The following is a 23,600-nucleotide window of genomic DNA, read 5'->3' on the forward strand; positions in this document are numbered from 1 at the left end:
CCAGGAGGACACGATGTCGAACTCGAGCACCATCTCCGCGGACCTCACCGACATCGACGAGGCGCGTTCGCTCGGCGGCGAGGTCTTCTACCCGCACGACGTCAGCGTCACCCACCGCGGTGACCCGTTCTGCGTGCATCTGAACGTACGCACCTTCGGCCCCCTCAAGGTCGGCATGCTCTCCTACGAGTCCACGGTGCGGATCGATACCGGGCCGCTCGGCGACGGCTACCAGCTCAACGCCCCGAGCAAGGGCGCGATCCGCACCACCTACGGTCAGGACAGGGTGACCGCGACGCCGGCCATGGCGGCCGTGCACAGCCCGCACCGGCCCACCCGTCTGGAGGGTTGGGGCGGGGGCGAGGACGTGCTGGCGGTGAAGATGGACCGGTTCGCCGTCGAGGACACGCTCGAGCGACTCCTGGGGCATCCGCTGCGAGCACCGCTCGAGATGGCTCCGGGGCTGGCGCTGGACCACGGGCCTGGCCAGGAGCTGTGGCAGCTGGTCCGCATCCTCATCGACCAGGTGCCCGACGTCCGGGCGGGTGGGCTTCCGGGCACGGGCGGCTCGGTCTTCGACGCGTCGCCGGTCGCCGCCTCGCTCGCCCAGAGCGTCATCACCGGTCTGCTCTACGCCCACGAGCACAATTACGCCGAGGAGCTGCGGAGCCCGGCGCCCGCCGGTGGTCCCGCGGCCATCCGCGCGGCGGTCGCGTATATCGAGGAGCACGCCGCCGAGCCGATCGGGGTCACCGACGTGGCCGATCACGCCGGGCTCTGCGTGCGTGCGCTCCAGCAGGGCTTCGCCCGACACCTCCAGAAGAGCCCCAGCGGCTTCCTCCGGCAGGTGCGGCTGGGACGCGTTCGCGACGCGCTCCTCGCGAGCGACGCCGAGACCACCACGGTGGCCACCGTGGCCGCCGGCTGGGGGTTCTTCAGCCTCGGGAGGTTCGCGGCCCAGTATCGGGAGGCGTACGGCGAGACGCCGTCCCAGACGTTGCGCCGGACGCTCTGATCCGACGGTTCGCATAGCGAACAGGGCCGTTCGTCTCGCGCATTTCCGCGGGTCCGGGACCTCTTTAGCGTCGTAGTGACAGCCGTCACACCGACCAGGAGGACTCGATGTCCCGCACACTGCCACCCGACGTCTCCGAACAGGACTTCGCCCGCGCACTCGACGCCTTCGCGGCGGTCGTGGGGGAGAAGTGGGTGATCTCCGACCCCGCCGAGCTCGCGACGTACGCCGACCCCTACCCGGTCGGCGAAGGCTTCGGCCAGGCTCCCTCGGCCGTCGTCTCCCCGGCCGACGTCGAGCAGGTCCAGGCGGTGGTCCGGATCGCCAACGAGCACGGCATCCCGCTGATGCCGATCTCGACCGGCAAGAACAACGGCTACGGCGGCGCCTCGCCACGGCTCGCCGGATCCGTCGTCGTGAACACCGGCGCCCGGATGAACCGGATCCTGGAGGTCAACGAGAAGTACGGCTATGCCCTGGTCGAGCCGGGGGTGACGTACTTCGATCTCTACGAGTACCTCGAGGAGCACGCCCCCAGCCTGATGCTGGACTGCCCCGACCTCGGCTGGGGCAGCGTCGTGGGCAACACCCTCGACCGGGGCGTGGGCTACACGCCGTACGGCGACCACCTGATGTGGCAGACCGGGCTCGAGGTCGTGCTGCCGCAGGGCGAGGTGATGCGCACCGGGATGGGAGCGGTGCCGGACAGCAACACCTGGCAGCTGTTCCCGTACGGCTTCGGGCCCTTCCCGGACGGGCTGTTCACCCAGAGCAACCTCGGTGTCGTCACCAAGATGGGCATCGCGCTGATGCAGCGGCCGCCGGCCTCGGCGACCTACCTGATCACGTTCGAGAACGAGTCGGACCTCGAGCAGATCGTCGACACCATGCTCCCGCTGCGGATCAACATGGCGCCGATCCAGAACGTTCCGGTCATCCGCAACATCATCCTGGACGCGGCCGCCGTCTCGCAGCGCAGCGAGTGGTACGACGGTGAGGGGCCGCTGCCCGCCGAGGCCATCGAGCGGATGAAGTCCGAGCTCGACCTCGGCTACTGGAACTTCTACGGCACGGTCTACGGCCCGCCGCCGATGATCGAGATGTATCTGAGCATGATCAAGGAGGCCTTCCTCCAGATCCCCGGGGCGAGGTTCTTCACCCACGAGGACCGCAACGACCCCGCCGACCGTGGCGCCCACGTGCTCCACGACCGGCACAAGATCAACAACGGGCGGCCGAGCCTCGACGAGCTCGCGGTCCTCGACTTCGTCCCGCACGGCGGCCACATCGGGTTCTCCCCGGTGTCGGCTCCCGAGGGCAGGGACGCGATGCGGCAGGCGGCGATGGTCAAGGCCCGCGCCGACGAGTACGTGAAGGACTACGCCGCGCAGTTCATCATCGGGCTGCGGGAGATGCACCACATCTGCCTCTTCCTCTACGACACCCATGACGCCGACGCACGCCAGGAGACGCTCGACCTGACCCGGCTGCTGATCAAGGAGGCGGCCGCCGAGGGCTACGGCGAGTACCGCACCCACAACGCGCTCATGGACGACGTGATGGCGACCTTCGACTGGAACGACGGCGCGCTCCTGAAGTTCCACGAGTCCATCAAGGACGCACTCGACCCCAACGGCGTGATCGCTCCGGGCAAGTCGGGCGTCTGGCCGGCGAAGTACCGCGGCAGGGGGCTCTGAGATGCCCGCGACGTACGAGGACCAGCAGCTCTTCATCGACGGCCGGGCGACCGCCTCGGCGTCCGAGCGCCGGATGGACATCGTCGACCCGAGCACCGGGAAGCCGCTGACGACCGTTCCGCTCGGTGACGCGACCGACATCGACACCGCCGTGGCGGCAGCACGGCGCGCCTTCGATGAGGGCCCGTGGCCGCGGATGAGCGGTCGTGACCGGGGCCGGATCCTGCACCGGGTCGCGGCGCTGATCCGGGAGCGGGCCGACGAGCTGGTCGAGGTCGAGAGTCGCGACGTCGGCAAGCCGGTGACCCTGGCACGACACGTCGATGTCGAGACCGCGGCCCAGCAGTACGAGTACTGCGCGGCGCTCGCGCAGACCCTCGACGGGGCCGTACGGGACACCCCCATGGCCGCGCTCGCCTACACGCGCCGCGAGCCGCTGGGTGTGGTCGGCGCGATCACACCGTTCAACTTCCCGCTCATCCTGTCGAGCAGCAAGATCGCGGCCGCGCTCGCGGCGGGCAACACCGTCGTGCACAAGCCGGCCGACGACACCCCGCTGAGCGCCCTGTTCATGGCTCGGCTGCTGGTCGACGCCGGGGTTCCCGACGGGGTTCTCAACGTGGTGACCGGGACCGGCCCGGAGGCGGGCGACCCCCTGCTGCGGCACCCCGGGGTCGACAAGATCGCGTTCACCGGGTCGACGGCCATCGGTCGCCGGGCGGCGAGCGTCGCGGGCGAGCACCTGAAGCCCGTCACGATGGAGCTCGGCGGGAACGGTGCGCACCTGGTCTTCGCCGACGCCGACATCGAGGGCGCCGTGGGCGCCGTCATCAAGGCCTTCGTGTTCAACACCGGTCAGTTCTGCATGGCCGGGCCGCGGCTGCTCGTCGCCGCGGAGGTCCACGACGTCGTCGTGGACGCCCTGCGACAGGCGGTCCCCGGCGTACCCCTCGGCGATCCGCGCGACCCGGCGACCGTCATCGGCCCGATGGCCGGCGACCAGCACCGCAAGAAGGTCGAGGAGTACGTCGCCCTGGCCCGCCAGGAGGGTGGCCAGATCGTCACCGGCGGCGCCCGCCCGGAGCTCGGGGGCGATCTCGCCGACGGGTTCTACTACGCGCCGACGGTGATCACCGGGCTGCCCGCGGACTCACGCGTCGTCAACGAGGAGGTCTTCGGGCCCGTCCTCACGGTGCAGTCGTTCGCGGACGAGGACGAGGCCGTGGCACTCGCCAACTCCACGGCGTACGGGCTGGCGGCCGGGCTGCACACCCGGGATCTCGCCCGCGCGCACCGGGTCGCCGGCCGGCTCGACGCCGGGATCGTCTGGGTCAACGACTGGGCGATGCTCGACCCCGCGGTGCCGTTCGGCGGCGTCAAGCAGTCCGGCTTCGGCCGCGAGTACGGCCCGGAGTCGCTGGAGTCGTACACGAAGGTCCGATCAGTCGTCATCTCGCTTCCGCCCACCACCCAGGAGACATCATGAGCACCACGACCCAGGCGGCGGTGGTCGAGTCCGCCGGCGCCCCGTTCACCATCGGAGACGTCGAGCTCGACACGCTCCGTCCCGACGAGATCCTGGTCCGGATGGTCGCCGCCGGGCTGTGCCACACCGACCTCGGCGTGGCGAGCGGCGGACTGCCGTTCCCGCTCCCGGGCGTGCTCGGGCACGAGGGTGCCGGTGTCGTCGAGGAGGTCGGGTCCGGAGTGCGCGGCCTCGCGCCGGGCGACCAGGTGCTGCTGTCGTTCAGTTCCTGCGGGACCTGCGCCCAGTGCCGTGACGGCCATCCGGCGTACTGCGACGTCTGGCTGCCGGCCAACCTCATCGGAGGTGCACGCATGGACGGCACCTCACCGGTGAGCAGGGGCGGGAAGGCGATCGGCGGCCACTTCTTCGGACAGTCCTCCTTCTCCCGGCTCGCGGTCGTCGACGAGCGCAGCGCCGTACGCGTCGATCCCGGGGTGGACCTGTCCCTGCTCGCCCCGCTCGGGTGCGGCGTGCAGACCGGCGTCGGTGCGGTCTGGAACGTGCTGGCCCCGCGCCCGGGGTCCTCGGTGGTGGTCCTCGGCGCGGGTGCGGTCGGGCTGTCCGCGGTGATGGCCGCGCGCCTCGCCCCGGCCACCCGGATCATCGCGGTGGACCGGGTGACCGAGCGGCTCGAGCTGGCGCGCGAGCTGGGGGCGACCGACGTCATCGACGCCGGTCGGGTCGATGACCTGGCCTCGGCGCTGACGGAGCTGACCGGAGGTGGCGCGGACGGCGTCGTGGAGACGACCGGCAACACCGGCGTGCTCCGCCAGGGCGTCGACGCCCTGCGAGCCCGGGGCACCGCGGTCATCGTCGGCGCACCGCCGTTCGGCACCGAGGTGGGCCTCGACGTGAACGCGATGCTGCCCGGCAAGCGGGTGACGGGGCTGACCCTCGGCGACGCCGAGACCCGCACGCTGATCCCCGCGCTCGCGCGACTGGTCGCCGACGGGCGGATGCCGCTGGACCGGTTGGTCCGGCGCTACCCGTTCGAGGAGATCCAGACGGCCGTCGCGGACATGGTCTCGGGAGCCACGGTGAAACCTGTGCTCACCTTCTAGTCCGGTCGTGGGGGCTTCTTGACAGGCGTGACGTGCGTCACCCAGAATTGACAGGAATCCTGATAAACAGGAATCCTGAATGGAGCCCCCACATGACCCTCACCTCCGGCGGTAGCACGACCGGTCCACGCACGCAGATGGGCCGGATCGTCGCCAGCAGCTTCACGGGCAGCCTGATCGAGTACTACGACTTCCTGCTCTACTCCACCGCCTCGGCCGTGGTCTTCAACGAGGTCTTCTTCTCCAACCTCGACCCGGTGACCGGCACGATCGCGTCCTTCGGCACCTTCGCCGCGGGCTACCTGGCGCGCCCGCTCGGCGGTGTGGTCTTCGGCCACTTCGGCGACCGGCTCGGCCGGAAGAAGATGCTGGTCCTGACCATGCTGATCATGGGTGTGGTCAGCTTCCTGATCGGCTGCCTGCCGACGTACGGCCAGATCGGTGCGGCCGCGCCCGTGCTGCTCGTCGTGCTCCGGGTCGTCCAGGGCATCGCGGTCGGCGGGGAGTGGGGCGGCGCGGTTCTGATCACCGCCGAGCACGCCACCTCCCGGCGCGGGCTGTGGGCCTCGTTCACCAACGCGGGTGCTCCGGCCGGCATGGTCCTCTCCACCGCGGTGATGGCGCTGATGGCCACGGTCACCACGCCCGAGCAGTTCACCGCGTGGGGCTGGCGGGTGCCGTTCCTGCTCAGCATCCTGCTGCTCGCGGTCGGCCTGTGGATCCGGCTCAGCGTCACCGAGTCGCCCGCCTTCGAGGCGATGAAGGACCGCAAGGCCGAGGCGAAGACGCCGCTGCTCGACGTCCTCCGCAACCACCCGCGTACGCTCCTGCTGGCCGTCGGCGTCGGGCTCGGTGCCTTCGTCGTGCAGGGCACCTTGACCACCTTCCTGATCTCGTACGCCCTCGGCGCGGGGTTCGAGCGGCCCACGGTGCTCAACGCGCTCACGCTCTCCTCGGCCGGCGCCGTGGTCGGCATCCTCGGCTGGTCCGCGCTCACCGACCGCGTCGGCCGCCGGCCGGTGATCCTGACCGCCGCTCTCGCGACGGCGGTCTTCGCGTACCTGCTCTTCCCGATGCTCGACAGCGGCAGCGTCGCGCTGCTGGTGCTTGCGGTGGTCCTTGGTCAGTCGGTCATCCATGCCGCCTTCTACGGCCCGCTCGCTGCGCTGATGAGCGAGGTCTTCAAGACCTCCTCGCGCTACACGGGTGCCTCGCTCGGCTACCAGCTCGCCGGCATGGGCGCGGGCCTCTCGCCGCTCCTCTTCGCCTCGCTGCAGAAGGCCGGCGCGAGCACCGTCGTGCTCTCCACGGTCATCGCGGCGTTCTGTCTGCTGAGCGTGTTCTCCCTGGTCAGGCTGGGGGAGACCAGCGACCGAGAGCTCGTCGACGCCTGAGACCCCATGCAGCAGGGCCCGCCGCGCGAGTCGCGGCGGGCCCTGCTGTCTCATCTGTCCCGAGTCGGCCGTCTGGCTGCCAGGTACTCCGCGGGCATGCCGGGGCCGGGTCGGACCACGACGTCGTCCGGGGGGATGGTGCCGTGCTGCTGGCAGCGCGTCTCGACGGTCACGGGTTCGCCGCAGTCGGCGTGCAGGTAGTCGATCGGGCGACCGTCGGGCGCGAACCACGTGTCGCCCCACTCGGTGAGCGCGATCAGTGCCGGCCGCAGCCCCTGGGCCATGGCGGTCGGCCTGTAGTCGCCGGCGTCGTCGCGTGTCATCAGGCCGGTCTCGACGAGCGTGGCCAGGCGCGTCTTCAGGATGTTCGTGGCTATGCCGAGGTTGTGCTGGAAGTCGCCGTAGCGCGTGACGCCGGCGAAGATCGCGTCCCGCAGGATCAGCAGGGTCCAGCGCTCTCCCACGATCTCCAGGGAGCGGGCTATGGAGCAGATCTGGCCGTCGTACGTCTTTCCGAGCACGAGGACGACTCTAGCAAATCACTTGCATGATGAAAGTGCGCGTGTCTACGGTGGTGCTTGCATGATGCAAGTCACATCCGATTCCAAGGGGACAGCCATGAGCGACCTGACCGCAACCTTCACCGTCGACGCCACTCCTCAGGAGGCGTTCGAGGCCATCAACGACGTACGTTCCTGGTGGGGGCACCACATCGCCGGACCCACCGACCAGGTCGGGGCCGAGTGGTTCTACCTGGTGCCGGACATCCACTACTCCAAGCAGCGCGTGGCGGAGCTGGTCCCGGGGGAGCGCGTGGTGTGGGAGTTCACCGATGGCTACCTCGACTTCATCGCGGACAAGAAGGAGTGGATCGGCACGACCGGACGGTTCGACATCGCCCGCGACGGCGGACAGACGCGGGTCACCTTCACCCACGAGGGCCTCGGGCGCGGCGACGAGTGCTTCGACGTCTGCTACGACGCCTGGACCCACTACATCACCGTCAGCCTGAAGGGCCGGATCGAGTCCGGTGAGGGCACGATCCGGACGCAGGACGAGGACAAGGCCGCCGTCGGCCGGTGACGACGCTCAGGCGAGGATGCCGCGGATCTCCTCGATCGTACGAACGAGGAGCGCACCGGTGTGCGGCTTCGCGACGCCCATCGTCGGCTCGGGCCAGAGGGTGAGAGGGATGCTGCGGCCGTCGGCCGAGGTGATCACAAACCCCTCGACGACGCGCGCGGTATTGATCCTGACCTCGGCCGCCGCGACGGTCGCGCCCTGTCCAGGAAGGGCGAGCAGTCGCGTCGGCTGCCCCGGGCCGCTCTTCCAGACCGAGACCTCGTCGGGGCTCACCACGAGGATCGTCGCCGCAAGCTTCCACATCCCCATCTGCGGTCGGGTGAAATAGGCCTGCGCCATCGTTCGGAACGCCGCGAGCGTCCTGCGCTGTCCGCGGACCGTGAGGGCGCCGTACGCGACGAGGCCGGCCAGACCGGCGAGCAGGACGATCACGATCAGGATGAGCAACAGCACGGCGGGTAGTCCACCACATCCGCCGGTGAGGAGTGGTCGATTTGGGCTCTCCGGAGGCCCTCGAGAGGGCCCAAAGTGACCACTCCTCGTGCGGTCGATGGGCCGCCGGTCGTGCTCTCGTGCCTGGTATTACTTGAACATGCTGAAGACCTGGCCCGGCCGCGGTCGTCTGGCGTTGTACGTCGCCGCGACCGTGCTCGGGATCGTGGAGGCCGCGGTCCTGACCACCGACCCCTACGAAGTCGCGGGCGGGGTCGCTCTGCTGATCGGGGTCACGCATGCCGCCTCGATCCCGTTGGCACTCCGGCGCCCGGTGGAGGCGGCCGGCCTCTCCCTGGTCGCGGTCACCGTGGCCGCTCTGGCGATCGCACGCCAGAGCCCGGAAGGCTGGCCGTGGATGGTGGCGCCGCCGACGCTGACCCAGCTGTTGGTGTTGCTGGTGCTGACCCTGGTCGCCGGGTGGCGGCTGGCCGCGATCACCCTGGGCATCCAGGTCGCCGCCGGAGTCGTGCTGGCCGTCGTCGGGCTGGCCTGGAACGACTTCGTCACCTCGATCGTCGAGGTGGCCAACTTCGCCTCGCTCGCGCTGCTGCTGGGTGCCCTCGCGACCGTCGCTCGACGGCTCTCCGAGTCGCGCAGCGCGTTGCGTGAGGAGCACGAGCGCCGCTCGGTCGTCGAGGAGAAGGCCCGTATCGCCCGAGAGTTGCACGACGTGATCGCCCACAACATGTCGCTGATCACCGTGCAGGCCAGGTCGGCGCCGCACCGGGTAGACGACGTCAGCCCGGCCGCGGAGGCGGAGTTCGCCGAGATCGCCGACCTGGCGGCCTCGGCGCTGCGGCAGATGCGCGGGGTGCTCGACGTGCTGCGTACCGAGGAGGGGCAGTCGGGCCGGGTCCCGGTGCCGGGCATCGACGGACTGGGTGAGCTCTTCGAGTCGGCCCGCGGGACCGGGCAACGGGTCGAGGTGCGCGGTGACCTTCCGGGGCTCACCGACGTCGCCCCGGAGGTCGGCACCGCGGCCTACCGGATCGTGCAGGAGGCGCTCAGCAACGCCCGCCGCCACGCTCCCAGCGAGGCGGTCGGCGTCGATCTGACGATGGGGGAGAAGGACCTCGAGATCCGAGTCGCCAACGCTCTCGATGGCGCCACCGCAGCGTCCGACAAAGAATCGGTCGGCGGGGGTCATGGGCTGATCGGGATGCGGGAGCGAGCCAACGCGGTCGGCGGGAGCGTCACCGCCGGTGCCCGTGACGGGAACGAGTTCGTCGTCGAAGCGGTGCTCCCGGCCCAAACCGCGGTGCGCGCCCCGGCCAAACGCGGTAGGAAGACCCCGTGACGGTGAAGATCGTGGTCGTCGACGACCAGGAGATGGTGCGCTCGGGGTTCGTGGCGCTGCTCAGCACCCAACCGGACCTCGAGGTGGTCGGCACCGCGGCCGACGGCGCCGAGGCGTTGCAGGTGGTGCGGCGTACGCATCCCGACGTGGTGCTGATGGACGTCCGGATGCCGGTGATGGATGGGATCGAAGCGCTCCGCCAGCTCTCCGAGAACCCGGCCACCGCGCAGACCAAGGTGGTCATGCTGACCACCTTCGACGCCGACGAGTACGTCCACGAGTCGCTGCGCCTCGGTGCCAGCGGCTTCCTGCTCAAGGACGCCTCGCCCGACGAGCTCGCCTCCGCGATCCGCGTCGTCCATGCCGGTGAGGCCCTGCTCTCGCCCTCGGTGACCCGGCAGGTGATCGCCCAGTTCGCCCGCGCCCCGCGACGCCGGAAGGCGGATCCGCGGCTCAAGCAGCTCACCGAGCGCGAGCGCGAGGTGCTCGAGAACATCGCCCGCGGCAGCTCCAACAGCGAGATCGCCGCCGAGCTCTTCCTGGCCGAGCAGACCGTGAAGACCCACGTCAGCCGCATCCTCGGCAAGCTCGGCCTGCGCGACCGCGCCCAGGCGGTGGTCTTCGCCTACGAGAGCGGCCTGGTCGCGCCGCACGTCTAGGGCCCGGATCGCGTATGCGCGTGCGCTTCCAAGCTGCCCCGTAGTGGCGCGGTGGCTGAGTGTGAAGAGAGATTGGAGTTGCCTTGCATCCAGACGTTGCGCTGGCCTCCGGTGAGGTTCCAGGTTTGGAAGGCTGGAATATTGGGAGTAGCGAAGTCGGGCGTTTAGCCAGCGACTCCGGACGGTTCTATATTAACGATGTTCTTGAGAAGTCCGATCCGGGCGAATATCGAAGCTTTGGGCTCGCTGCCGATGTCCAGTTAGACGTCCTTGTCGTCGAAGGACGCGATGAATTCGGCAACGGTGAGCAGTTCATAGGCCTTGGTGCAGTGGTAGGGGATTGGCGGCGTCCGGGAGAGTGGCGCCTGCTGGCTTCCCCCGTCCCACATCCGCGCGGAACCAATGACCTCATGATTCTTGGCCGGTCCGGAACCCTTGCCATCTTTCCTGACGAGAAGAAGGACTGGTTTAGCGATCTAGATACAGATCCTGATTATGTCTCTCACATCTGGAGCGTTCTTGGAGACAAGATGGCGAAAGTGGTTGACGGGGTTGCCTATATCTGGTCTGAGTCTGGTTCTTATCCATGCTGGGGAAAGTTCGCTCCGGTAGGAGACATGGTTGCCATATACGTCGACCTAGACATGTTCACGGACGATGAGGAATGAGGGATTGATGGATGTCTGGTCGTGCGTTCAACGTAACCTACGACGAGGATGACCTGGCACGGAGGATAAGTGAGGAGTTCCCGTGATCCTCACGTACATCTGCTATGTGCCTGGCTCAGTGACAACGTCAGACTTCATGCGCCTCATGGAATCGTGACCTTGGATTTCCTCCAAGCCGAATCAGGTCGAGCCTGTTTCGAGGGCGGCGTGCGGTTCCGTACACGAGCAAGGCTGTTGAGCAGTTGCTGGGTGATCATCGCCCGGGTTCAACGACTGTAGAGGGTGATGACGGGGAGCTAGTGCAGTTGACTGGCATCGCCGGATGGCCGGCACAAGTGATCATCCTGAAGACCGCCGGATGGCCCGATGAAAGCCTGATACGTACGGCGGGTGCGCTCCCTGGCTTCACGGCCGCGTTGGTCGGAGATGCGGACGATGTCTTCTGGCAGTCGGAACAGCAGGTGGGGACGTATGAGGTCTTTGGGCGTACATGGCGCCACTTGCCAACCGTCTATGACGAGGCCTTCGAGTGCGAGAACGTCGACACGTCCGGAAATGTGGGTCGGCGTACGCCTGCGCCTGGAATGTGGCTGTGGTCAGCTGCGACGATGTGGTTCGGTCCCGATGCCTACAGGATCGTGGACCGTGAGCCGCTATTGGCCCTGCCCGTTGGTTCCGCGCCCAAGCCTGACGGGGACCTGGTCCGGGTGGATCTGTTCCGCCTTAGCGACGACATCAACTCGATTCGTGAGGCCCAGCGAGAGTTTCGTACGTGGATGCGGTACGACGAGCTCGAGGCGAGAGGTGACGAGTTGGCGGCGTCGTTCAACGATCCGCAGATTGAGATCGAGCACGGTGATTTCCCGAACGGTGGCATCAGGAGGGTGATCCACTGGATTTCAAACGGGCTCCCTTCTGCCAAGTCAGTAGCCACCTCGAAGCGCGTTGTGGAATTCGGTCCCAACGGCACGCAGGTGCGGGACGAGACGATTGAGGTGTGACGATGTGACTGTGCGGCGCGGCGTGGAGCGATGGCGCAGGAGCAATGGATCGCATCAGTGATCTCAGGCCGAGCACCGAAGTAGGCCGCACGTCATTGCAATCGGTGAGTAGCCGAGGTGATTGCGGGCGCTTGGCATCAGGAAACCGCGTGGCGCAGCTACAGCGAGCGGGAGCGACTGCCATCCTCAGGGTCATCCCGCACTACCCCGGTAGGGGGTCGAATGGCTCCCGGGAGTGACGCGCGGCGGGAGACCTGATTCCTACCGTCACGGCCATGACAGTTGTGACGCCGCTCAGATACGGCCTCAACGAGGCCGACGGATCCATCGGACCCCGCCTGCTCGCCTGCGACCCGCCCGGAGGGGCACGGGTCGTGGAGGTCTTCGGGGATGCTGCGACCGCCGACCACATCGCGGTCATCGTGCCCGGAAACGGCCACCACCTCGGCAACTACTTCACCAGCACCGAGGCCCACAGTCCGCGCTCCCGTGGGCAGCTGCTGCTGCGTACGATGCAGGCGATCGCGCCCGAGAGCGGGTCGGCCGTCGTGGTCTGGCTGGGCTACCACTCGCCGCCGGAGTGGTACAACGCGATCACCAACAGCCCCGCCTACGCCGGTGCGCAGGACCTGGCGAACCTGACCCACTACCTGCCGCGTGCCGCGCACCTCACCCTGGTCGGTCACAGCTACGGCTCGACCGTCGCCGGCCTCGCCCTGGCCTCCGCCCGCGCGGAGGACTATGTGGCGCTGGGCAGCGCGGGGATGGGCGCGGTGCGGCGCTCCGAGCTGGGCACCGGCACCCGGCTCTGGGCCGCGTACGGCGAGACCGACCGGATCCGGCTGGTCCCGCGGGTGCGGGTCGGCCGCCTCGGTCTCGGGCGCGGGCCGCTCGAGCTCGGCGCCACCAGGTTCGGCACCGGCGACATCCCCGGCCACTGCGGCTACTACGCCGAGGGCAGCGAGTCGCTGCTCAACATCGCCCGGATCGCGCTGGGCCGCTACGACGAGGTGACCCCGGCCGGCGTCACCACCACCCCGCGCACACCCCGACCCGCACGATCCACCGCCGACATGGAGGCAGCAGCATGATCACCGACGAACCCGCCATCTGGACCCAGGGGCTCCGCAAGAGCTACCCCGGCCGGGGTGCCGCCCTGGACGGCATCGACCTCGCCGTCCCCGCCGGCACCGTCCACGGCCTGCTCGGCCCCAACGGCGCCGGCAAGACCACGACCGTACGCATCCTGGCCACCCTCGCGAGCTTCGACTCGGGCCAGGCCTGGGTCGCCGGCCGCAACGTCGCCCGCGACCGGGCGGGCGTGCGAGCGCGCATCGGCATCGCCGGCCAGTATGCGGCCGTCGACGGCGTCCTGAGTGGCCGTCAGAACCTGGAGATGTTCGCCCGCCTGTACCGGATGCGGGCCCGGGAGGCGCGAGCCCGAGCCGATGAGCTGCTCGAGCGCTTCGACCTCGTCGAGGCCGCAGGCCGCCCGGTGCGCGGCTACTCCGGTGGCATGCGCAGGCGGCTCGACCTGGCCGTCAGCCTCATCCGCAGTCCTCGGGTGCTCTTCCTCGACGAGCCCACCACCGGCCTCGACCCGCGCAGCCGGCTCGAGGTCTGGGACGCGGTCCGCGAGCTGGCCGACTCCGGCACGACCGTGCTGCTGACCACCCAGTACCTGGAGGAGGCCGACCGGTTGTGTTCACGCATCACGATGGTCGACCGCGGCCGGGTCGTCGCCGAGGGGACGCCCGCCGAGCTCAAGTCCAGCGTCGGCGGCCGCGACCTCGACGAGGCGTTCCTGCTGATCACCGAGGGGGCCTGAGATGACTGTGTCCATTGATGGGGGTATGACCGAGACCGTCCACGGATCACGCATCACGTGGGCGATGGTCGACACCTGGGTGGTGGCCAAGCGCCACCTCCTCCATCTCGTACACCGCCCCGATGAGCTCCTCGGCACCCTGATGATCCCGGTGATGGCGGTGGCCATGTTCGGCTTCGTCTTCGGCGAGGCCTTCGGGGTCGCGATGGACGTCCCGGGCGCGGAATACCGCGAGTTCCTGCTCCCCGGTCTCTTCGCGCTCACCATGGCCTTCGGGATCGGCAACACCACGATCTCGGTCGCCGAGGACGTACGCGGTGGGGTGCTGGACCGGATGCGATCCCTGCCGATGTCGCCGGTGGCGGTGCTGGCCGGGCGCGCCCTGGCCGACGTGATCCTGGCGGTGGTCGAGCTGTCGATCCTGCTGGCGCTCGGGACGCTGTTCGGCTGGCAGGCCCATCTCGGGCTCGGTGGGGTGATCGCCGCGCTCGGGCTCTTGGTCCTCCTCCGGATGGCCTTCTCCTGGGTCGGCATCCTGCTCGGCCTGCTGGTCAGCGGTCCCGAGGCGGCGATGAAGTACTTCGCGCTCGTCTTCCCGCTCGCCATGGTCGCCGACACGATCGTGCCGACCGACCTGATGCCCGGCTGGCTCGCGCTCCCCGCCGAGTGGAACCCCCTCTCCTCCACGGTCATCGCCACCCGCGAGCTCTTCGGCAACACGGCCGGCCCCGCCACGACCTGGGTGGGCGAGCACGCGCTGACCATGGCCGTCCTCTGGCCGGTCGCCATCATCGCGGTCTGCCTGCCGCTGGCCATGGCGCGGCTGCGCCGCCTGGGGCGGTGACCGCGATGACCATGCTCCCAAGCCAGGCGCACCGTCAGGTCAACGCCTACACCGAGCTGATGAGTCGCGTCCGGCAGGAGGGTCTCCTGGAGCGTAAGCCGAGGACGTACGCCCGGCGGGTTGCCCTCCTCGGCACCGGCTTCGCGCTCGCGCTGATCGCCCTGCTCGCCCTCGGGCAGACCTGGTGGCAGCTGCTGGTCGCGGCGGCCTTCGGGGTGCTGTTCACCCAGACGGCGTTCCTCTCCCACGACGGCGCCCACCGTCAGATCTTCGCCTCGGGTCCGAAGAACGAATGGGCCTCTCGCATCCTCGGCAACCTGGTCGTCGGGCTGAGCTACGGCTGGTGGATGCGCAAGCACACGCGCCACCACGCCAACCCGAACAAGGTCGACGCGGACGAGGACATCCGCCCCTCGGTCCTGCTGTTCACGCCCGAGGACGTCGAGCGACGCACCGGCCTCAAACGGTGGCTCACCGCCCGCCAGGGATGGCTGTTCTTCCCGCTGCTGACCCTCGAAGGCATCAACCTCCACGTGGGTGCCGTCCGCACCGTGATCGGCGACCGCGACCTCAAGCACCGGCGTACGGAGGCAGCGCTGCTGGCGCTGCGGCTGATCGGCTGGCCGGTGCTGGTCTGCTCGGTCCTGGGCCTCGGTCTCGGTGCGGCGTTCCTGGGTGTGCAGCTGGCCGTCTTCGGCGTCTACATGGGCGCCAGCTTCGCCCCCAACCACAAGGGCATGCCGCTGGTCCCGCGCGACACCAGGATCGACTTCCTCTCCCGCCAGGTCCTGACCTCCCGCAATATCCGCGGCGGGCGCTGGGTCGACTGGCTCATGGGTGGCCTCAACCTGCAGATCGAGCACCACCTCTTCCCGAGCATGCCGAGCGGCAGCCTTCGTCGCGCCCAGCCCCTGGTCCGCGCCTACTGCGCCGAGCAGGGCGTCCCCTACGCCGAGGCCGGCCTCCTGGAGTCGTACGTCATCGTCGTCCGTCACTCAACCGCGTGGGCCTCGGCGACCGCGATCCCTTCGCCTGCCCGTTCGTCGTGGCCAACAGGACAGGGTGACCACGGTCCTACGGGGCCGGCTCGGCGGAAACCGCTGCCCGGACCCGTCCGTGATCGGAGTAGTCCGCATCGACCTCCACGGTGCCGGCTCCACCGAGCTCCCTCTCCCACTTCCGGGTGAGGGACTCGGTCTCACCCTTCTCCCGGGCCCGCCGGTCGAAGGTGACCCGGGTGACGTACACGTCGTCGGACCAGACCAGGATCCCGTCGACCTCGGCCTCGAAGTGCTCGCCGTCGGGCAGGACGAGGTCGATCCGGTCGCTGTCGTAGTCGCGGATCCCGGGGAAGTCCTCGTTGTCCTCGGGCAGGCTCGAGAGCCGGACCGGCTCGCGCAGGTCGAGCTCGATGGTGTCGGGGTCGCGGGTGACCTGGGACCACACGACCAGCGTGGCGACGAACAGCACGGGCACCGCGAGCACGCCGACCCCGGACCAGGCCAGCGGCTTGGGGTTCTTCCCCGACAGCCGAACCACTCCGGCGGCCACCAGCAGGACCAGCGCGACCGTGACGAAGAACAGCAGGATCGCCCCGACGACGATGATCAGAACCGCCCCACCAGCACCCATGGGATCAGTATCCCGGCCGCGCGGCGCCCTGCACGGCCGAACGGGCTAGGAGACGGTGGCGACGACGCAGACGGCCAGGGTGGAGAAGTAGACGACCCCCGCGAACATCGCATGGAAGCTGACCCGGAGCGGCAGCCGGCCCTTGAACATCGAGCGGAGGGCGACCTTGTAGGCGTTGACCGTGGAGAGGTGGCTGCCGCCCATCCGCCGCGTACGCCACAGCAGCATGTTGTCGCCGAAGCCGTTGCCGATGGTGATGAGCAGAAGGGCGGCCCACGCCCAGAGGACCTGGTCGACCAGGACGTACGTCGTCCAGCACGCGAGCCCGAGGACGGAGAGGCCGACGTGGGTGAGGACCACCCGCGATCGGACGCGGCCATGCCGGAACCAGCCCGTCAGCAGCAGCACTCCGACGGCTGCCTGGACGAGCCACGCCACGAGGACGACGTACGACATGGTGCGACCGTACGGGCCCTCGTGGCGCGGTGGGCGAGCCGAGCCGGCGATCCCCGATAGAGGGGATCGCCGCCCGGACCCTCAGAACGGGGTCAGCGTCACCGCCATCTCGGAGGCGTTGTCCTCGACGTACGAGGCGAAGCCGCCGACGTCGTCGAAGGCGAACCCGTAGGCCCTCCCGTCGACCGTGTTGTCGTGCATCGCCTTGCAGTACGCATGGACCGGGTCGCCCTGGTAGAAGCCGGCGGGGTCGCCGGTGGGCTGGTTCGCGGAGGCGAGCAGCGTGGTCCGGTTGAAGCCCGCGCCGAGCACGGCGGCGACCGGGCCGGTGATCCCGTCGTTGGGTGCCGCCAGCGCGCCGTCGCAGAAGAGCACGTCCCGGGTCGAGGGCCGGCTGAACGCCTTGACCCCGCCGTCGAAGACGAACTGGTCGCCGCTCACCCGGCCGGTGAAGGTGGTGTTGTTCGCATTCACGACGAGCGCCTCGCCGGCGTACTTCGACCACACCTGATCGATGTAGGAGTCGAAGTAGGTCGAGGAGAACTTCCCGGCGTCCAGCCCGTGTCCCGGCGCGAGGATGCGACGGTCGTCGACGACGAGGGGGCCGAAGTCGGGCGAGGCCGAGACGGCGTCGAAGATCCTCGACCGGCCGCCCTCGACGAGGGTGCCGGTGGTCGGGGACTCCTCGCCGGTCAGCGCGATCGAGAGCGGGACGCTGAACATGTCGACCATGGTCGTGTTGCAGTAGATCCGGCCGCTCTTGTAGGTGAACTCGACGCAGTCGTGCAGCACGCCGTAGCTGGGGTCGGACTCGACCCACGCCGCCGGATAGGCGAGCGCGTTGCCCTCGTTGACCTTGAACTTCAGCTTGTCGCCGAGCGAGAAGTAGATCCGGCCCGACATGTCGGCGGGAATCTGGGAGAGCGTGTCGCCGCTGCCCGAGAACGGGATCGCGTAGTCGGCGTAGCCGTCGGCGCCGTTGTCGGCGAGCGAGACGGGCACGAGCGTGCCCTCGGGCGTGACCCGGGACTGCTCACCCGTGGCCAGGTTGGTGCCGACGATGTAGAAGTGGATGGAGGCGTTGTCGTACGCGCCGGTCCGGTTGACGAAGCGGAGCCGGATGGTGGCCTGGGCTCCGAGTCGTTGCGGGCGCATCGCTTGTGCGGCCTGCCAGTTGGTCCCGCCCAGGAGCGGCACGGCGAAGGCGGCAGAGGTGGCGGCGAGTACAGATCGTCTGGTCAGCATGGGACCTCCCGAGTGGGGAACTGTAGGAACCCGAATTACAGTAAGGGTCCTTTACAGTAAAAGTCCATACTTTCGCCGAGCGGCGTCGGGACGGCCTCGGTTCGGTCACGAACACCGATCGAGTGACCAAAAAGGCCGTCCGGGGGCAGCGGATGTTTCGTCAACCTCGCTAGCCTGAATGCTTGTGAAAGTTGTCGTGCTCACCGGAGCCGGGATCTCCGCCGAGAGCGGTCTCGCGACCTTCCGCGATGCTGATGGGCTCTGGCAGGGTCACCACGTCGACAACGTGGCGACACCCGAGGCGTTCCATCGTGATCCAGCGACGGTCCATCGGTTCTACGACGACCGCCGCCGTGAGCTGCGCGCGGTGGCGCCCAACGCGGCCCATCTCGCGCTGGCCAGACTCGAGCAGGTCCTCGGCGACGAGCTGCTGGTGGTCACCCAGAACGTGGATGACCTGCACGAACGCGCCGGCTCCCGCCGGGTGGTGCACATGCACGGCGAGCTGCTCTCCGCCCTCTGCGACTCCTGTCAGGGCCGGTTCGCCTGGGACGACGACCTCGGCGACGGCCCGGCCTGCCCGGGCTGCGGCAACGACACGCTGAGGCCCGACGTGGTGTGGTTCGGCGAGATGCCCTACGACCTCGACCTGATCGAGCGGGCACTCGTCCGGTCCGACCTCTTCGTCGCCATCGGCACCAGCGGCGCGGTCTACCCGGCCGCCGGTTTCGTACGCATGGCCACCCGTGCCGGGGCCAAGACGCTCGAGCTCAACCTGGACTCATCCGAGACCTCGCACCTCTTCGACGACGCCCGTCAGGGGCCGGCCGGCAAGCTGGTGCCGGAGTGGGTTGCCGACGTACAGGCTCTCTCGCGTTGACCCCTTCGTAATTTCTGTCACGATAGCCCCGTGTTTCGCCGAGCCGTGCCCCTGACTGTCCTCATCGTCGCGCTGACCAGCGCTCTCGCCGGCTGTGGTGACGAGGAGGGATCGCTGTCTCAGGCGCGCGAGTACGCGAAGGAGCCCGGCAACCAGATCGCCGAGGATGCCCGCGCCGCGATGCACGAGATCAAGACCGTGCACGTCGAGGGTGACGTGCTCGACTCGGAGAGCACCAAGATCACCGTCGACCTCGACGTCTCGGCCGACGACGCCTGTGTCGGCAAGGTCAGCATCGGCGACGGCCAGATCTCGCTGCGCTCCATCGACGGCTCGGCCTGGTACCAGGGCGACGAGGAGTTCTGGAAGTCGATCGCGCCGGCCAAGGGTGAGGGTCAGCGCATCGCCAAGCGGGTCGGTGAGAAGTGGGTGAAGCTCGAGGGCGAGCTGGCCAGCCTCCGCGCCTTCTGCAGCATCGACAGCCTCACCGCCCAGATGGTCCCGCCCGAGGCCGAGGCCCAGGCGATCGGTCCGGCGATGGCCGCCGACGGCCCCGCCGTCCGCCTCGACGTCACCAACGGCGAGACCGAGAGCCGGACGTACGTCCTGGCCTCGGAGCCCCACCGGATCGTGAAGTGGACCCAGGGCAGCTCCGGCGAGCTCACCTTCTCCGACTTCGACAAGGAGTTCCAGGTCGAGGAGCCCGCCGCCGGCGACGTCTTCGACCTCGCCGACCTGGAGGACTGAGCCTCTCGGAATGAATGGGCGGTCGTGAGGATTGCTAAGTAATGTGCCCACCTCGACGACCAGACCAACGCGCAGCTCGGTAGGACTTCGTAGCGAACGAGGGCCGATCCTGCTCGCGGTGATGGTCTCGCTCAGCCTGGTCGCGATCGACATGACGATCCTGGCGACGGCGGTGCCGAGCGTGGTCAAGGACCTCGGCGGGTTCGAGCAGTTCCCGTGGCTCTTCTCGATCTACGTGCTGGCCACCGCGGTGACCACGCCGCTCTACGCCAAGGTTGCCGACCGGCTCGGGCGCAAGCCGGTGATGATCGCGGGGATCGTCGCGTTCCTGATCGGGTCGCTGCTGTGTGGTCTGGCGTGGTCGCTGACCGCGCTGATCGTCTTCCGGGCGATCCAGGGGATCGGTGCCGGGGCGATCCAGCCGATGGCGATGACGATCGTCTCCGACATCTACACGCTGGAGGAGCGGGCGGTCGCGACCTCGTACGTCGCCTCGGTCTGGGCCACCGCTGCCATCGTCGGGCCGACGCTCGGCGGCCTCTTCGCCGACTACCTCGACTGGCGGCTGATCTTCCTGATCAACCTGCCGGTCGGGGCGGTCGCGCTGTGGCTGTTGCGGCACTTCCACGAGGAGCGGCGGGCGGCCGCCGACGATCGGGCCATCGACTGGGCCGGCGCGGGCTTGTTGACGGTCGGCGGGATCGCGCTGCTGCTCGGGCTGCTTGAGGGCGGGCACGCCTGGGCGTGGGCCTCCTGGCCGTCCTACCTGATCTTCGCGGTCGGCATCGCGGCCCTGGTGGCCTTCGGGTTCGTCGAGCGCCGCGCCGCCGACCCGGTGCTGCCGCCGTGGGTCCTCGGGCACCGCGTCCTCGCGCCGGCCAACGCTGCCAGCCTGATCGTCGGCGTGGTGATGCTCGGGCTCACGACGTACGTCCCGCTCTATGCCCAGAGCGTGCTCGGTCACTCGGCGCTGGTGGCCGGGTTCGCGCTCGCCGGGATGAGCATCGGCTGGCCGATCGCCGCCGCCACGGCCGGCCGGATCTACCTTTCTCGGGGGTTCCGGACCGCCGTCGGGCTCGGTTCGCTGCTGGTCATCGTCGGCGGGCTGGTGCTCATCACGGTCGGCGAGACCTCGTCGATCTGGCACCTGGCGGTCCCGTGCTTCGTGCTCGGCCTCGGGTTCGGCTGGTCGGTCAACCCGGGCATCGTCGCCGCCGGGTCGGCGGTCGACTGGGAGGTACGCGGGGTGGCGACCGGGTCCAACATGTTCGCCCGCTCGGTCGGCTCGGCGTTGGGCGTCGCGCTCTTCGGTGCGGTCGCGAACGGGCTGGTCAGGCGTGAGTACGCCGGGGGAGAGGTGCCGCCGCTCGAAGCCCTGCCGGCAGACGTCCTCGCGCCCGCGCTGCACGTCGTCTTCGTCGTCGGCCTGGTCGTCTCGCTTCCGCTGCTGCTGGTGGCCTGGCGTACCCCGGTCCGGATCCGGCAGGACTGAAGCAGATTGAATTCTGAGAGGGTTACCACCGAGTAACCACTGCGTCGTAGACTCCGAGGCATGCTGAAGCGCGACCACTATGAGGAAGACCACGAGGACTTCCGAGCCTCCGTCCAGCAGTGGCTGGAGCGTTCGGTCAAGCCCCACACCGACAAGCACATCGCCGACAAGGCGCTGCCCCGCGAGTTCTGGCTCGAAGCCGGTGAGAACGGCTTCCTCGGTCTCGCGATCCCGGAGGAGTACGGCGGCGCCGGCGCCGATGACTTCCGCTTCAATGCGGTCCTCGCCGAGGAGCTCGCCAAGATCGGCGCGGCCTACCCGACCTGCGTCGGCATCCACTCCGACATCACCGCCCCCTACCTGGTCCGCCTCGGCACCGAGGAGCAGAAGCAGCGCTGGCTCCCGGGCGTGGCCGCCGGTGAGATCCTGCTCGCGATCGGCATGACCGAGCCCTCTGGCGGCTCCGACCTCGCTGCGCTGAAGACCACCGCGGTCCGCGACGGCGACGAGTGGGTCATCAACGGCTCCAAGACCTTCATCACCAACGGCTACTCCTGCGACCTGGTCATCACCGCGGTCCGCACCGACCCGGAGAAGGGCGCCAAGGGCATCACCCTCTTCGCGATCGAGGCGACCAAGGAGGGCTTCTCGCGTGGCCGCAAGCTCGACAAGGTCGGCATGGAGGAGTCCGACACCGCCGAGCTCTTCTTCGAGAACGTACGCGTCACCGACGCCGAGATCATCGGCGAGCTCAACCGCGGCTTCATCCACATGATGGAGGAGCTCCCGCAGGAGCGCGTCTCGTGCGCCGTCGCCAACGTCGCGCAGGCCAAGCAGATCCTGCTCGAGACCGTGCAGTACGCCAAGGACCGCAAGGCCTTCGGCCAGTCGATCGGCGCCTTCCAGCACAACAAGTTCCTGCTCGCCGAGCTGGTCACCCAGATCGAGGTCGCCGAGGCGTACGTCGACAAGTGCGTCGCCGCGCACGCCCGCGGTGAGCTCACCCCGGTCGAGGCCTCCAAGGCCAAGTGGTGGTCCTCGCAGGCGCAGTCCGAGGTCCTCGACCACTGCGTCCAGATCCACGGCGGCTACGGCTTCATGAACGAGTACCGCGTCGCTCGCGCCTGGCGCGACGCCCGCGTCACCAAGATCTGGGCCGGCTCCAACGAGATCATGAAGGAGCTCATCGGCCGCGACCTCGGCTTCTGAGTCCTTCTTCGTACGTCGCTGACGGGCGTCCACCTCCGGGTGGGCGCCCGTCAGTGTATTTCGGGGTGTTTCGGCGATGGGACGACCTGTTGAAATCTCGCACTGTCTATTGTCAACAATCAGCGCACTCGGTCACGATGATCTGGTGGCGGGAACGGTGTCGGTGTGGTGAGCGTCTTCGGCCCCGAGGAGTTCGCGGAGCGGCTGGAGAAGGTGCAGCGGCGGATGGCGGAGCGGGGCTGGTCGGCGCTGGTGGTCGCGGACCCGTCCAACCTCTACTACCTGACCGGCTACAACGCCTGGTCGTTCTACGTACCGCAGTGTGCGGTGGTGCCGGCGCGTGGTGAGCCCCATCTGTTCCTTCGGGCGATGGACGCGCACGGGGCAGCACACACGGCGGTGCTGCCGGAGGAGCGGATCCACGCCTACCCGGAGGAGCTGGTCCACCGGCCCGAGGTGCACCCCTACGACCACATCGCCGCGCGTGCGCGGGAGCTAAATGTATTTGTCGACAATCCTGACGCCGTCGTCGCGATGGAGTTGGATGCTCACTATCTGCCGGTGCGCGGGTTCCTGGCGGTTCAGCGAGCCCTTCCGCACACGCGGATCGTCGACAGCGAGGAGCTGGTCAACTGGGTGCGTCTGGTGAAGTCGCGGGCCGAGCAGGACGAGCTGCGGGCCGCGGGCGAGGTCGCCCAGCGGGCGATGACCGCCGCCCTGGAGGGGGTTCGATCGGGTCGGCGCGAGTGTGACGTCGTGGCCGACATCCAGGCGGCGCAGACGGCCAGCGTCGGCGGGGTCGGCGGCGACTACCCGGCCCTGGTCCCGCTGCTGCCGACCGGCGTCAGCGCCGACACGCCCCACCTGACCTGGACCGACAGGGTGCTGCGACGCGGTGAGGCGACCACGGTGGAGCTCGCCGGCGTACGCAACCGCTACCACGCTCCGCTCGCCCGCACCGTCTGCCTCGGGCCGCCGTCGGCCAAGCTGCTCGACTGTGCCGCCGCGACCGCCGAGGGTATGGAGGCCGCCCTCGGCTCGATGAAGCCGGGGGCGGCCGGGGCCGACGTACATGCTGCCTTCACGCGCGTGATCGCCGCCCATGGACTCACCAAGGAGTCCCGGATCGGGTACTCGATCGGGGTCGGCTTCCCGCCCGACTGGGGCGAACGGACCGTCAGCCTCCGGGCCGGCGAGGAGACGGTTCTCGAGCCCGGGATGGCCTTCCACGTGATCCTCGGGATGTGGATGGACGGCTGGGCCTATGAGCTCTCCGAGTCGGTCCTGGTCACCGAGCACCTGCCCGAGCCGCTGACCTCGATGCCGCGTCAGCTGATCGTCAACGAGTAGTCCACCAAGGAGGAAGTGT

The 23,600-nt window shown here is 69.0% G+C and carries 24 protein-coding genes; 19 read left to right on the top strand and 5 right to left on the bottom strand.

The window, feature by feature from the left end:
* Positions 1-13 precede the first annotated feature (13 nt).
* From BLT25_RS10420 to BLT25_RS10440, 5 genes are all read left to right on the top strand, one after another.
* Positions 14-1,015 (top strand): AraC family transcriptional regulator, encoded by a 1,002-nt coding sequence (locus tag BLT25_RS10420; protein ID WP_091045256.1) that lies wholly within the window; start codon positions 14-16, stop codon positions 1,013-1,015.
* Positions 1,016-1,122: 107 nt separating this feature from the next.
* The gene (locus BLT25_RS10425; RefSeq protein ID WP_091045259.1) at positions 1,123-2,712 is read left to right on the top strand and encodes an FAD-binding oxidoreductase; all 1,590 of its coding nucleotides are present in this window, start codon (positions 1,123-1,125) and stop codon (positions 2,710-2,712) included.
* A 1-nt stretch (position 2,713) separates the two neighbouring features.
* A complete protein-coding gene (locus BLT25_RS10430; RefSeq protein ID WP_091045261.1) occupies positions 2,714-4,198 on the top strand; it encodes an aldehyde dehydrogenase family protein in 1,485 nt (494 codons plus the stop codon).
* A complete protein-coding gene (locus BLT25_RS10435) occupies positions 4,195-5,301 on the top strand; it encodes an NAD(P)-dependent alcohol dehydrogenase (RefSeq protein WP_091045264.1) in 1,107 nt (368 codons plus the stop codon). Before BLT25_RS10430 ends, BLT25_RS10435 begins: the two co-directional genes overlap by 4 nt.
* 92 nt (positions 5,302-5,393) lie before the next feature.
* Entirely contained in the window at positions 5,394-6,695 is a 1,302-nt protein-coding gene (locus tag BLT25_RS10440; protein WP_091045267.1) for an MFS transporter, read from the top strand.
* A gap of 50 nt (positions 6,696-6,745) precedes the next feature.
* Here the strand turns inward: BLT25_RS10440 and BLT25_RS10445 are convergent, their stop codons facing one another.
* Positions 6,746-7,216 (bottom strand): winged helix-turn-helix transcriptional regulator, encoded by a 471-nt coding sequence (locus BLT25_RS10445; protein WP_091045270.1) that lies wholly within the window; start codon positions 7,214-7,216, stop codon positions 6,746-6,748.
* A 97-nt stretch (positions 7,217-7,313) separates the two neighbouring features.
* Here BLT25_RS10445 and BLT25_RS10450 point away from each other — a divergent pair, with 97 nt between their 5' ends.
* Positions 7,314-7,778: an SRPBCC family protein gene (locus BLT25_RS10450; RefSeq protein ID WP_091045273.1), complete on the top strand. Its 465-nt coding sequence runs from the start codon at positions 7,314-7,316 to the stop codon at positions 7,776-7,778.
* Between the two features lie 6 nt (positions 7,779-7,784).
* Here the strand turns inward: BLT25_RS10450 and BLT25_RS10455 are convergent, their stop codons facing one another.
* The gene (locus BLT25_RS10455; RefSeq protein WP_091045275.1) at positions 7,785-8,231 is read right to left on the bottom strand and encodes a hypothetical protein; all 447 of its coding nucleotides are present in this window, start codon (positions 8,229-8,231) and stop codon (positions 7,785-7,787) included.
* Positions 8,232-8,370: 139 nt separating this feature from the next.
* Here BLT25_RS10455 and BLT25_RS10460 point away from each other — a divergent pair, with 139 nt between their 5' ends.
* The 8 genes from BLT25_RS10460 to BLT25_RS10490 all read left to right on the top strand — a co-directional run bounded on the left by BLT25_RS10460 (position 8,371) and on the right by BLT25_RS10490 (position 15,757).
* The gene (locus BLT25_RS10460) at positions 8,371-9,570 is read left to right on the top strand and encodes a sensor histidine kinase (protein ID WP_176883776.1); all 1,200 of its coding nucleotides are present in this window, start codon (positions 8,371-8,373) and stop codon (positions 9,568-9,570) included.
* The gene (locus BLT25_RS10465; protein ID WP_091045280.1) at positions 9,567-10,229 is read left to right on the top strand and encodes a response regulator; all 663 of its coding nucleotides are present in this window, start codon (positions 9,567-9,569) and stop codon (positions 10,227-10,229) included. The genes BLT25_RS10460 and BLT25_RS10465 overlap by 4 nt, the downstream gene beginning before the upstream one ends.
* 83 nt (positions 10,230-10,312) lie before the next feature.
* Positions 10,313-10,897 carry a hypothetical protein gene (locus tag BLT25_RS29485; RefSeq protein ID WP_143033708.1) on the top strand — a complete coding sequence of 195 codons (585 nt, stop codon included), beginning with the start codon at positions 10,313-10,315 and terminating at the stop codon, positions 10,895-10,897.
* A gap of 335 nt (positions 10,898-11,232) precedes the next feature.
* A complete protein-coding gene (locus BLT25_RS10470) occupies positions 11,233-11,898 on the top strand; it encodes a hypothetical protein (protein WP_091045282.1) in 666 nt (221 codons plus the stop codon).
* 275 nt (positions 11,899-12,173) lie between these two features.
* Positions 12,174-12,989, top strand: coding sequence for an alpha/beta hydrolase (locus BLT25_RS10475; RefSeq protein WP_091045285.1), 816 nt, complete (start codon positions 12,174-12,176; stop codon positions 12,987-12,989).
* Positions 12,986-13,726 carry an ABC transporter ATP-binding protein gene (locus BLT25_RS10480; protein ID WP_091045288.1) on the top strand — a complete coding sequence of 247 codons (741 nt, stop codon included), beginning with the start codon at positions 12,986-12,988 and terminating at the stop codon, positions 13,724-13,726. Before BLT25_RS10475 ends, BLT25_RS10480 begins: the two co-directional genes overlap by 4 nt.
* Positions 13,727-13,751: 25 nt before the next feature.
* Positions 13,752-14,570 (top strand): ABC transporter permease, encoded by an 819-nt coding sequence (locus BLT25_RS10485; protein ID WP_091045291.1) that lies wholly within the window; start codon positions 13,752-13,754, stop codon positions 14,568-14,570.
* A gap of 5 nt (positions 14,571-14,575) precedes the next feature.
* The gene (locus BLT25_RS10490) at positions 14,576-15,757 is read left to right on the top strand and encodes a fatty acid desaturase family protein (protein ID WP_256328536.1); all 1,182 of its coding nucleotides are present in this window, start codon (positions 14,576-14,578) and stop codon (positions 15,755-15,757) included.
* On the opposite strand, the gene BLT25_RS10495 is transcribed toward BLT25_RS10490, so the two are convergent.
* The 3 genes from BLT25_RS10495 to BLT25_RS10505 form a co-directional block, all read right to left on the bottom strand.
* Positions 15,645-16,202: a hypothetical protein gene (locus BLT25_RS10495; RefSeq protein WP_091045292.1), complete on the bottom strand. Its 558-nt coding sequence runs from the start codon at positions 16,200-16,202 to the stop codon at positions 15,645-15,647. The genes BLT25_RS10490 and BLT25_RS10495 overlap by 113 nt on opposite strands.
* Before the next feature lie 45 nt (positions 16,203-16,247).
* The gene (locus BLT25_RS10500; protein WP_091045295.1) at positions 16,248-16,658 is read right to left on the bottom strand and encodes a hypothetical protein; all 411 of its coding nucleotides are present in this window, start codon (positions 16,656-16,658) and stop codon (positions 16,248-16,250) included.
* 81 nt (positions 16,659-16,739) lie between these two features.
* A complete protein-coding gene (locus tag BLT25_RS10505) occupies positions 16,740-17,903 on the bottom strand; it encodes a beta-1,3-glucanase family protein (protein ID WP_091045298.1) in 1,164 nt (387 codons plus the stop codon).
* A 178-nt stretch (positions 17,904-18,081) separates the two neighbouring features.
* Between BLT25_RS10505 and BLT25_RS10510 the strand changes: the two genes are divergently transcribed.
* The 5 genes from BLT25_RS10510 to BLT25_RS10530 all read left to right on the top strand — a co-directional run bounded on the left by BLT25_RS10510 (position 18,082) and on the right by BLT25_RS10530 (position 23,581).
* Positions 18,082-18,783: an NAD-dependent deacylase gene (locus tag BLT25_RS10510; RefSeq protein ID WP_091045299.1), complete on the top strand. Its 702-nt coding sequence runs from the start codon at positions 18,082-18,084 to the stop codon at positions 18,781-18,783.
* A gap of 30 nt (positions 18,784-18,813) precedes the next feature.
* Positions 18,814-19,530, top strand: a complete 717-nt coding sequence (locus tag BLT25_RS10515) for a hypothetical protein (RefSeq protein WP_143033709.1) — start codon at positions 18,814-18,816, stop codon at positions 19,528-19,530.
* Positions 19,531-19,573: 43 nt separating this feature from the next.
* Complete coding sequence (locus tag BLT25_RS10520; RefSeq protein ID WP_091045304.1) at positions 19,574-21,022, top strand: MDR family MFS transporter; 1,449 nt, start codon at positions 19,574-19,576, stop codon at positions 21,020-21,022.
* 60 nt (positions 21,023-21,082) lie between these two features.
* Entirely contained in the window at positions 21,083-22,231 is a 1,149-nt protein-coding gene (locus BLT25_RS10525; protein WP_371113330.1) for an acyl-CoA dehydrogenase family protein, read from the top strand.
* A gap of 168 nt (positions 22,232-22,399) precedes the next feature.
* Complete coding sequence (locus BLT25_RS10530; protein ID WP_256328537.1) at positions 22,400-23,581, top strand: M24 family metallopeptidase; 1,182 nt, start codon at positions 22,400-22,402, stop codon at positions 23,579-23,581.
* Positions 23,582-23,600: the final 19 nt, after the last annotated feature.

Origin of the sequence: Nocardioides sp. YR527, from assembly GCF_900101045.1 — a bacterium.
Classification (GTDB): Bacteria; Actinomycetota; Actinomycetes; order Propionibacteriales; family Nocardioidaceae; genus Nocardioides.

Coding starts and splice junctions, on each gene's coding strand:
- BLT25_RS10420 (WP_091045256.1), top strand. CDS start 14: ATGTCGAACTCGAGCACCATCTCCGCGGACCTCACCGACATCGACGAG.
- BLT25_RS10425 (WP_091045259.1), top strand. CDS start 1,123: ATGTCCCGCACACTGCCACCCGACGTCTCCGAACAGGACTTCGCCCGC.
- BLT25_RS10430 (WP_091045261.1), top strand. CDS start 2,714: ATGCCCGCGACGTACGAGGACCAGCAGCTCTTCATCGACGGCCGGGCG.
- BLT25_RS10435 (WP_091045264.1), top strand. CDS start 4,195: ATGAGCACCACGACCCAGGCGGCGGTGGTCGAGTCCGCCGGCGCCCCG.
- BLT25_RS10440 (WP_091045267.1), top strand. CDS start 5,394: ATGACCCTCACCTCCGGCGGTAGCACGACCGGTCCACGCACGCAGATG.
- BLT25_RS10450 (WP_091045273.1), top strand. CDS start 7,314: ATGAGCGACCTGACCGCAACCTTCACCGTCGACGCCACTCCTCAGGAG.
- BLT25_RS10460 (WP_176883776.1), top strand. CDS start 8,371: ATGCTGAAGACCTGGCCCGGCCGCGGTCGTCTGGCGTTGTACGTCGCC.
- BLT25_RS10475 (WP_091045285.1), top strand. CDS start 12,174: ATGACAGTTGTGACGCCGCTCAGATACGGCCTCAACGAGGCCGACGGA.
- BLT25_RS10480 (WP_091045288.1), top strand. CDS start 12,986: ATGATCACCGACGAACCCGCCATCTGGACCCAGGGGCTCCGCAAGAGC.
- BLT25_RS10485 (WP_091045291.1), top strand. CDS start 13,752: ATGACCGAGACCGTCCACGGATCACGCATCACGTGGGCGATGGTCGAC.
- BLT25_RS10490 (WP_256328536.1), top strand. CDS start 14,576: ATGACCATGCTCCCAAGCCAGGCGCACCGTCAGGTCAACGCCTACACC.
- BLT25_RS10495 (WP_091045292.1), bottom strand. CDS start 16,202: ATGGGTGCTGGTGGGGCGGTTCTGATCATCGTCGTCGGGGCGATCCTG.
- BLT25_RS10500 (WP_091045295.1), bottom strand. CDS start 16,658: ATGTCGTACGTCGTCCTCGTGGCGTGGCTCGTCCAGGCAGCCGTCGGA.
- BLT25_RS10505 (WP_091045298.1), bottom strand. CDS start 17,903: ATGCTGACCAGACGATCTGTACTCGCCGCCACCTCTGCCGCCTTCGCC.
- BLT25_RS10510 (WP_091045299.1), top strand. CDS start 18,082: ATGCTTGTGAAAGTTGTCGTGCTCACCGGAGCCGGGATCTCCGCCGAG.
- BLT25_RS10525 (WP_371113330.1), top strand. CDS start 21,083: ATGCTGAAGCGCGACCACTATGAGGAAGACCACGAGGACTTCCGAGCC.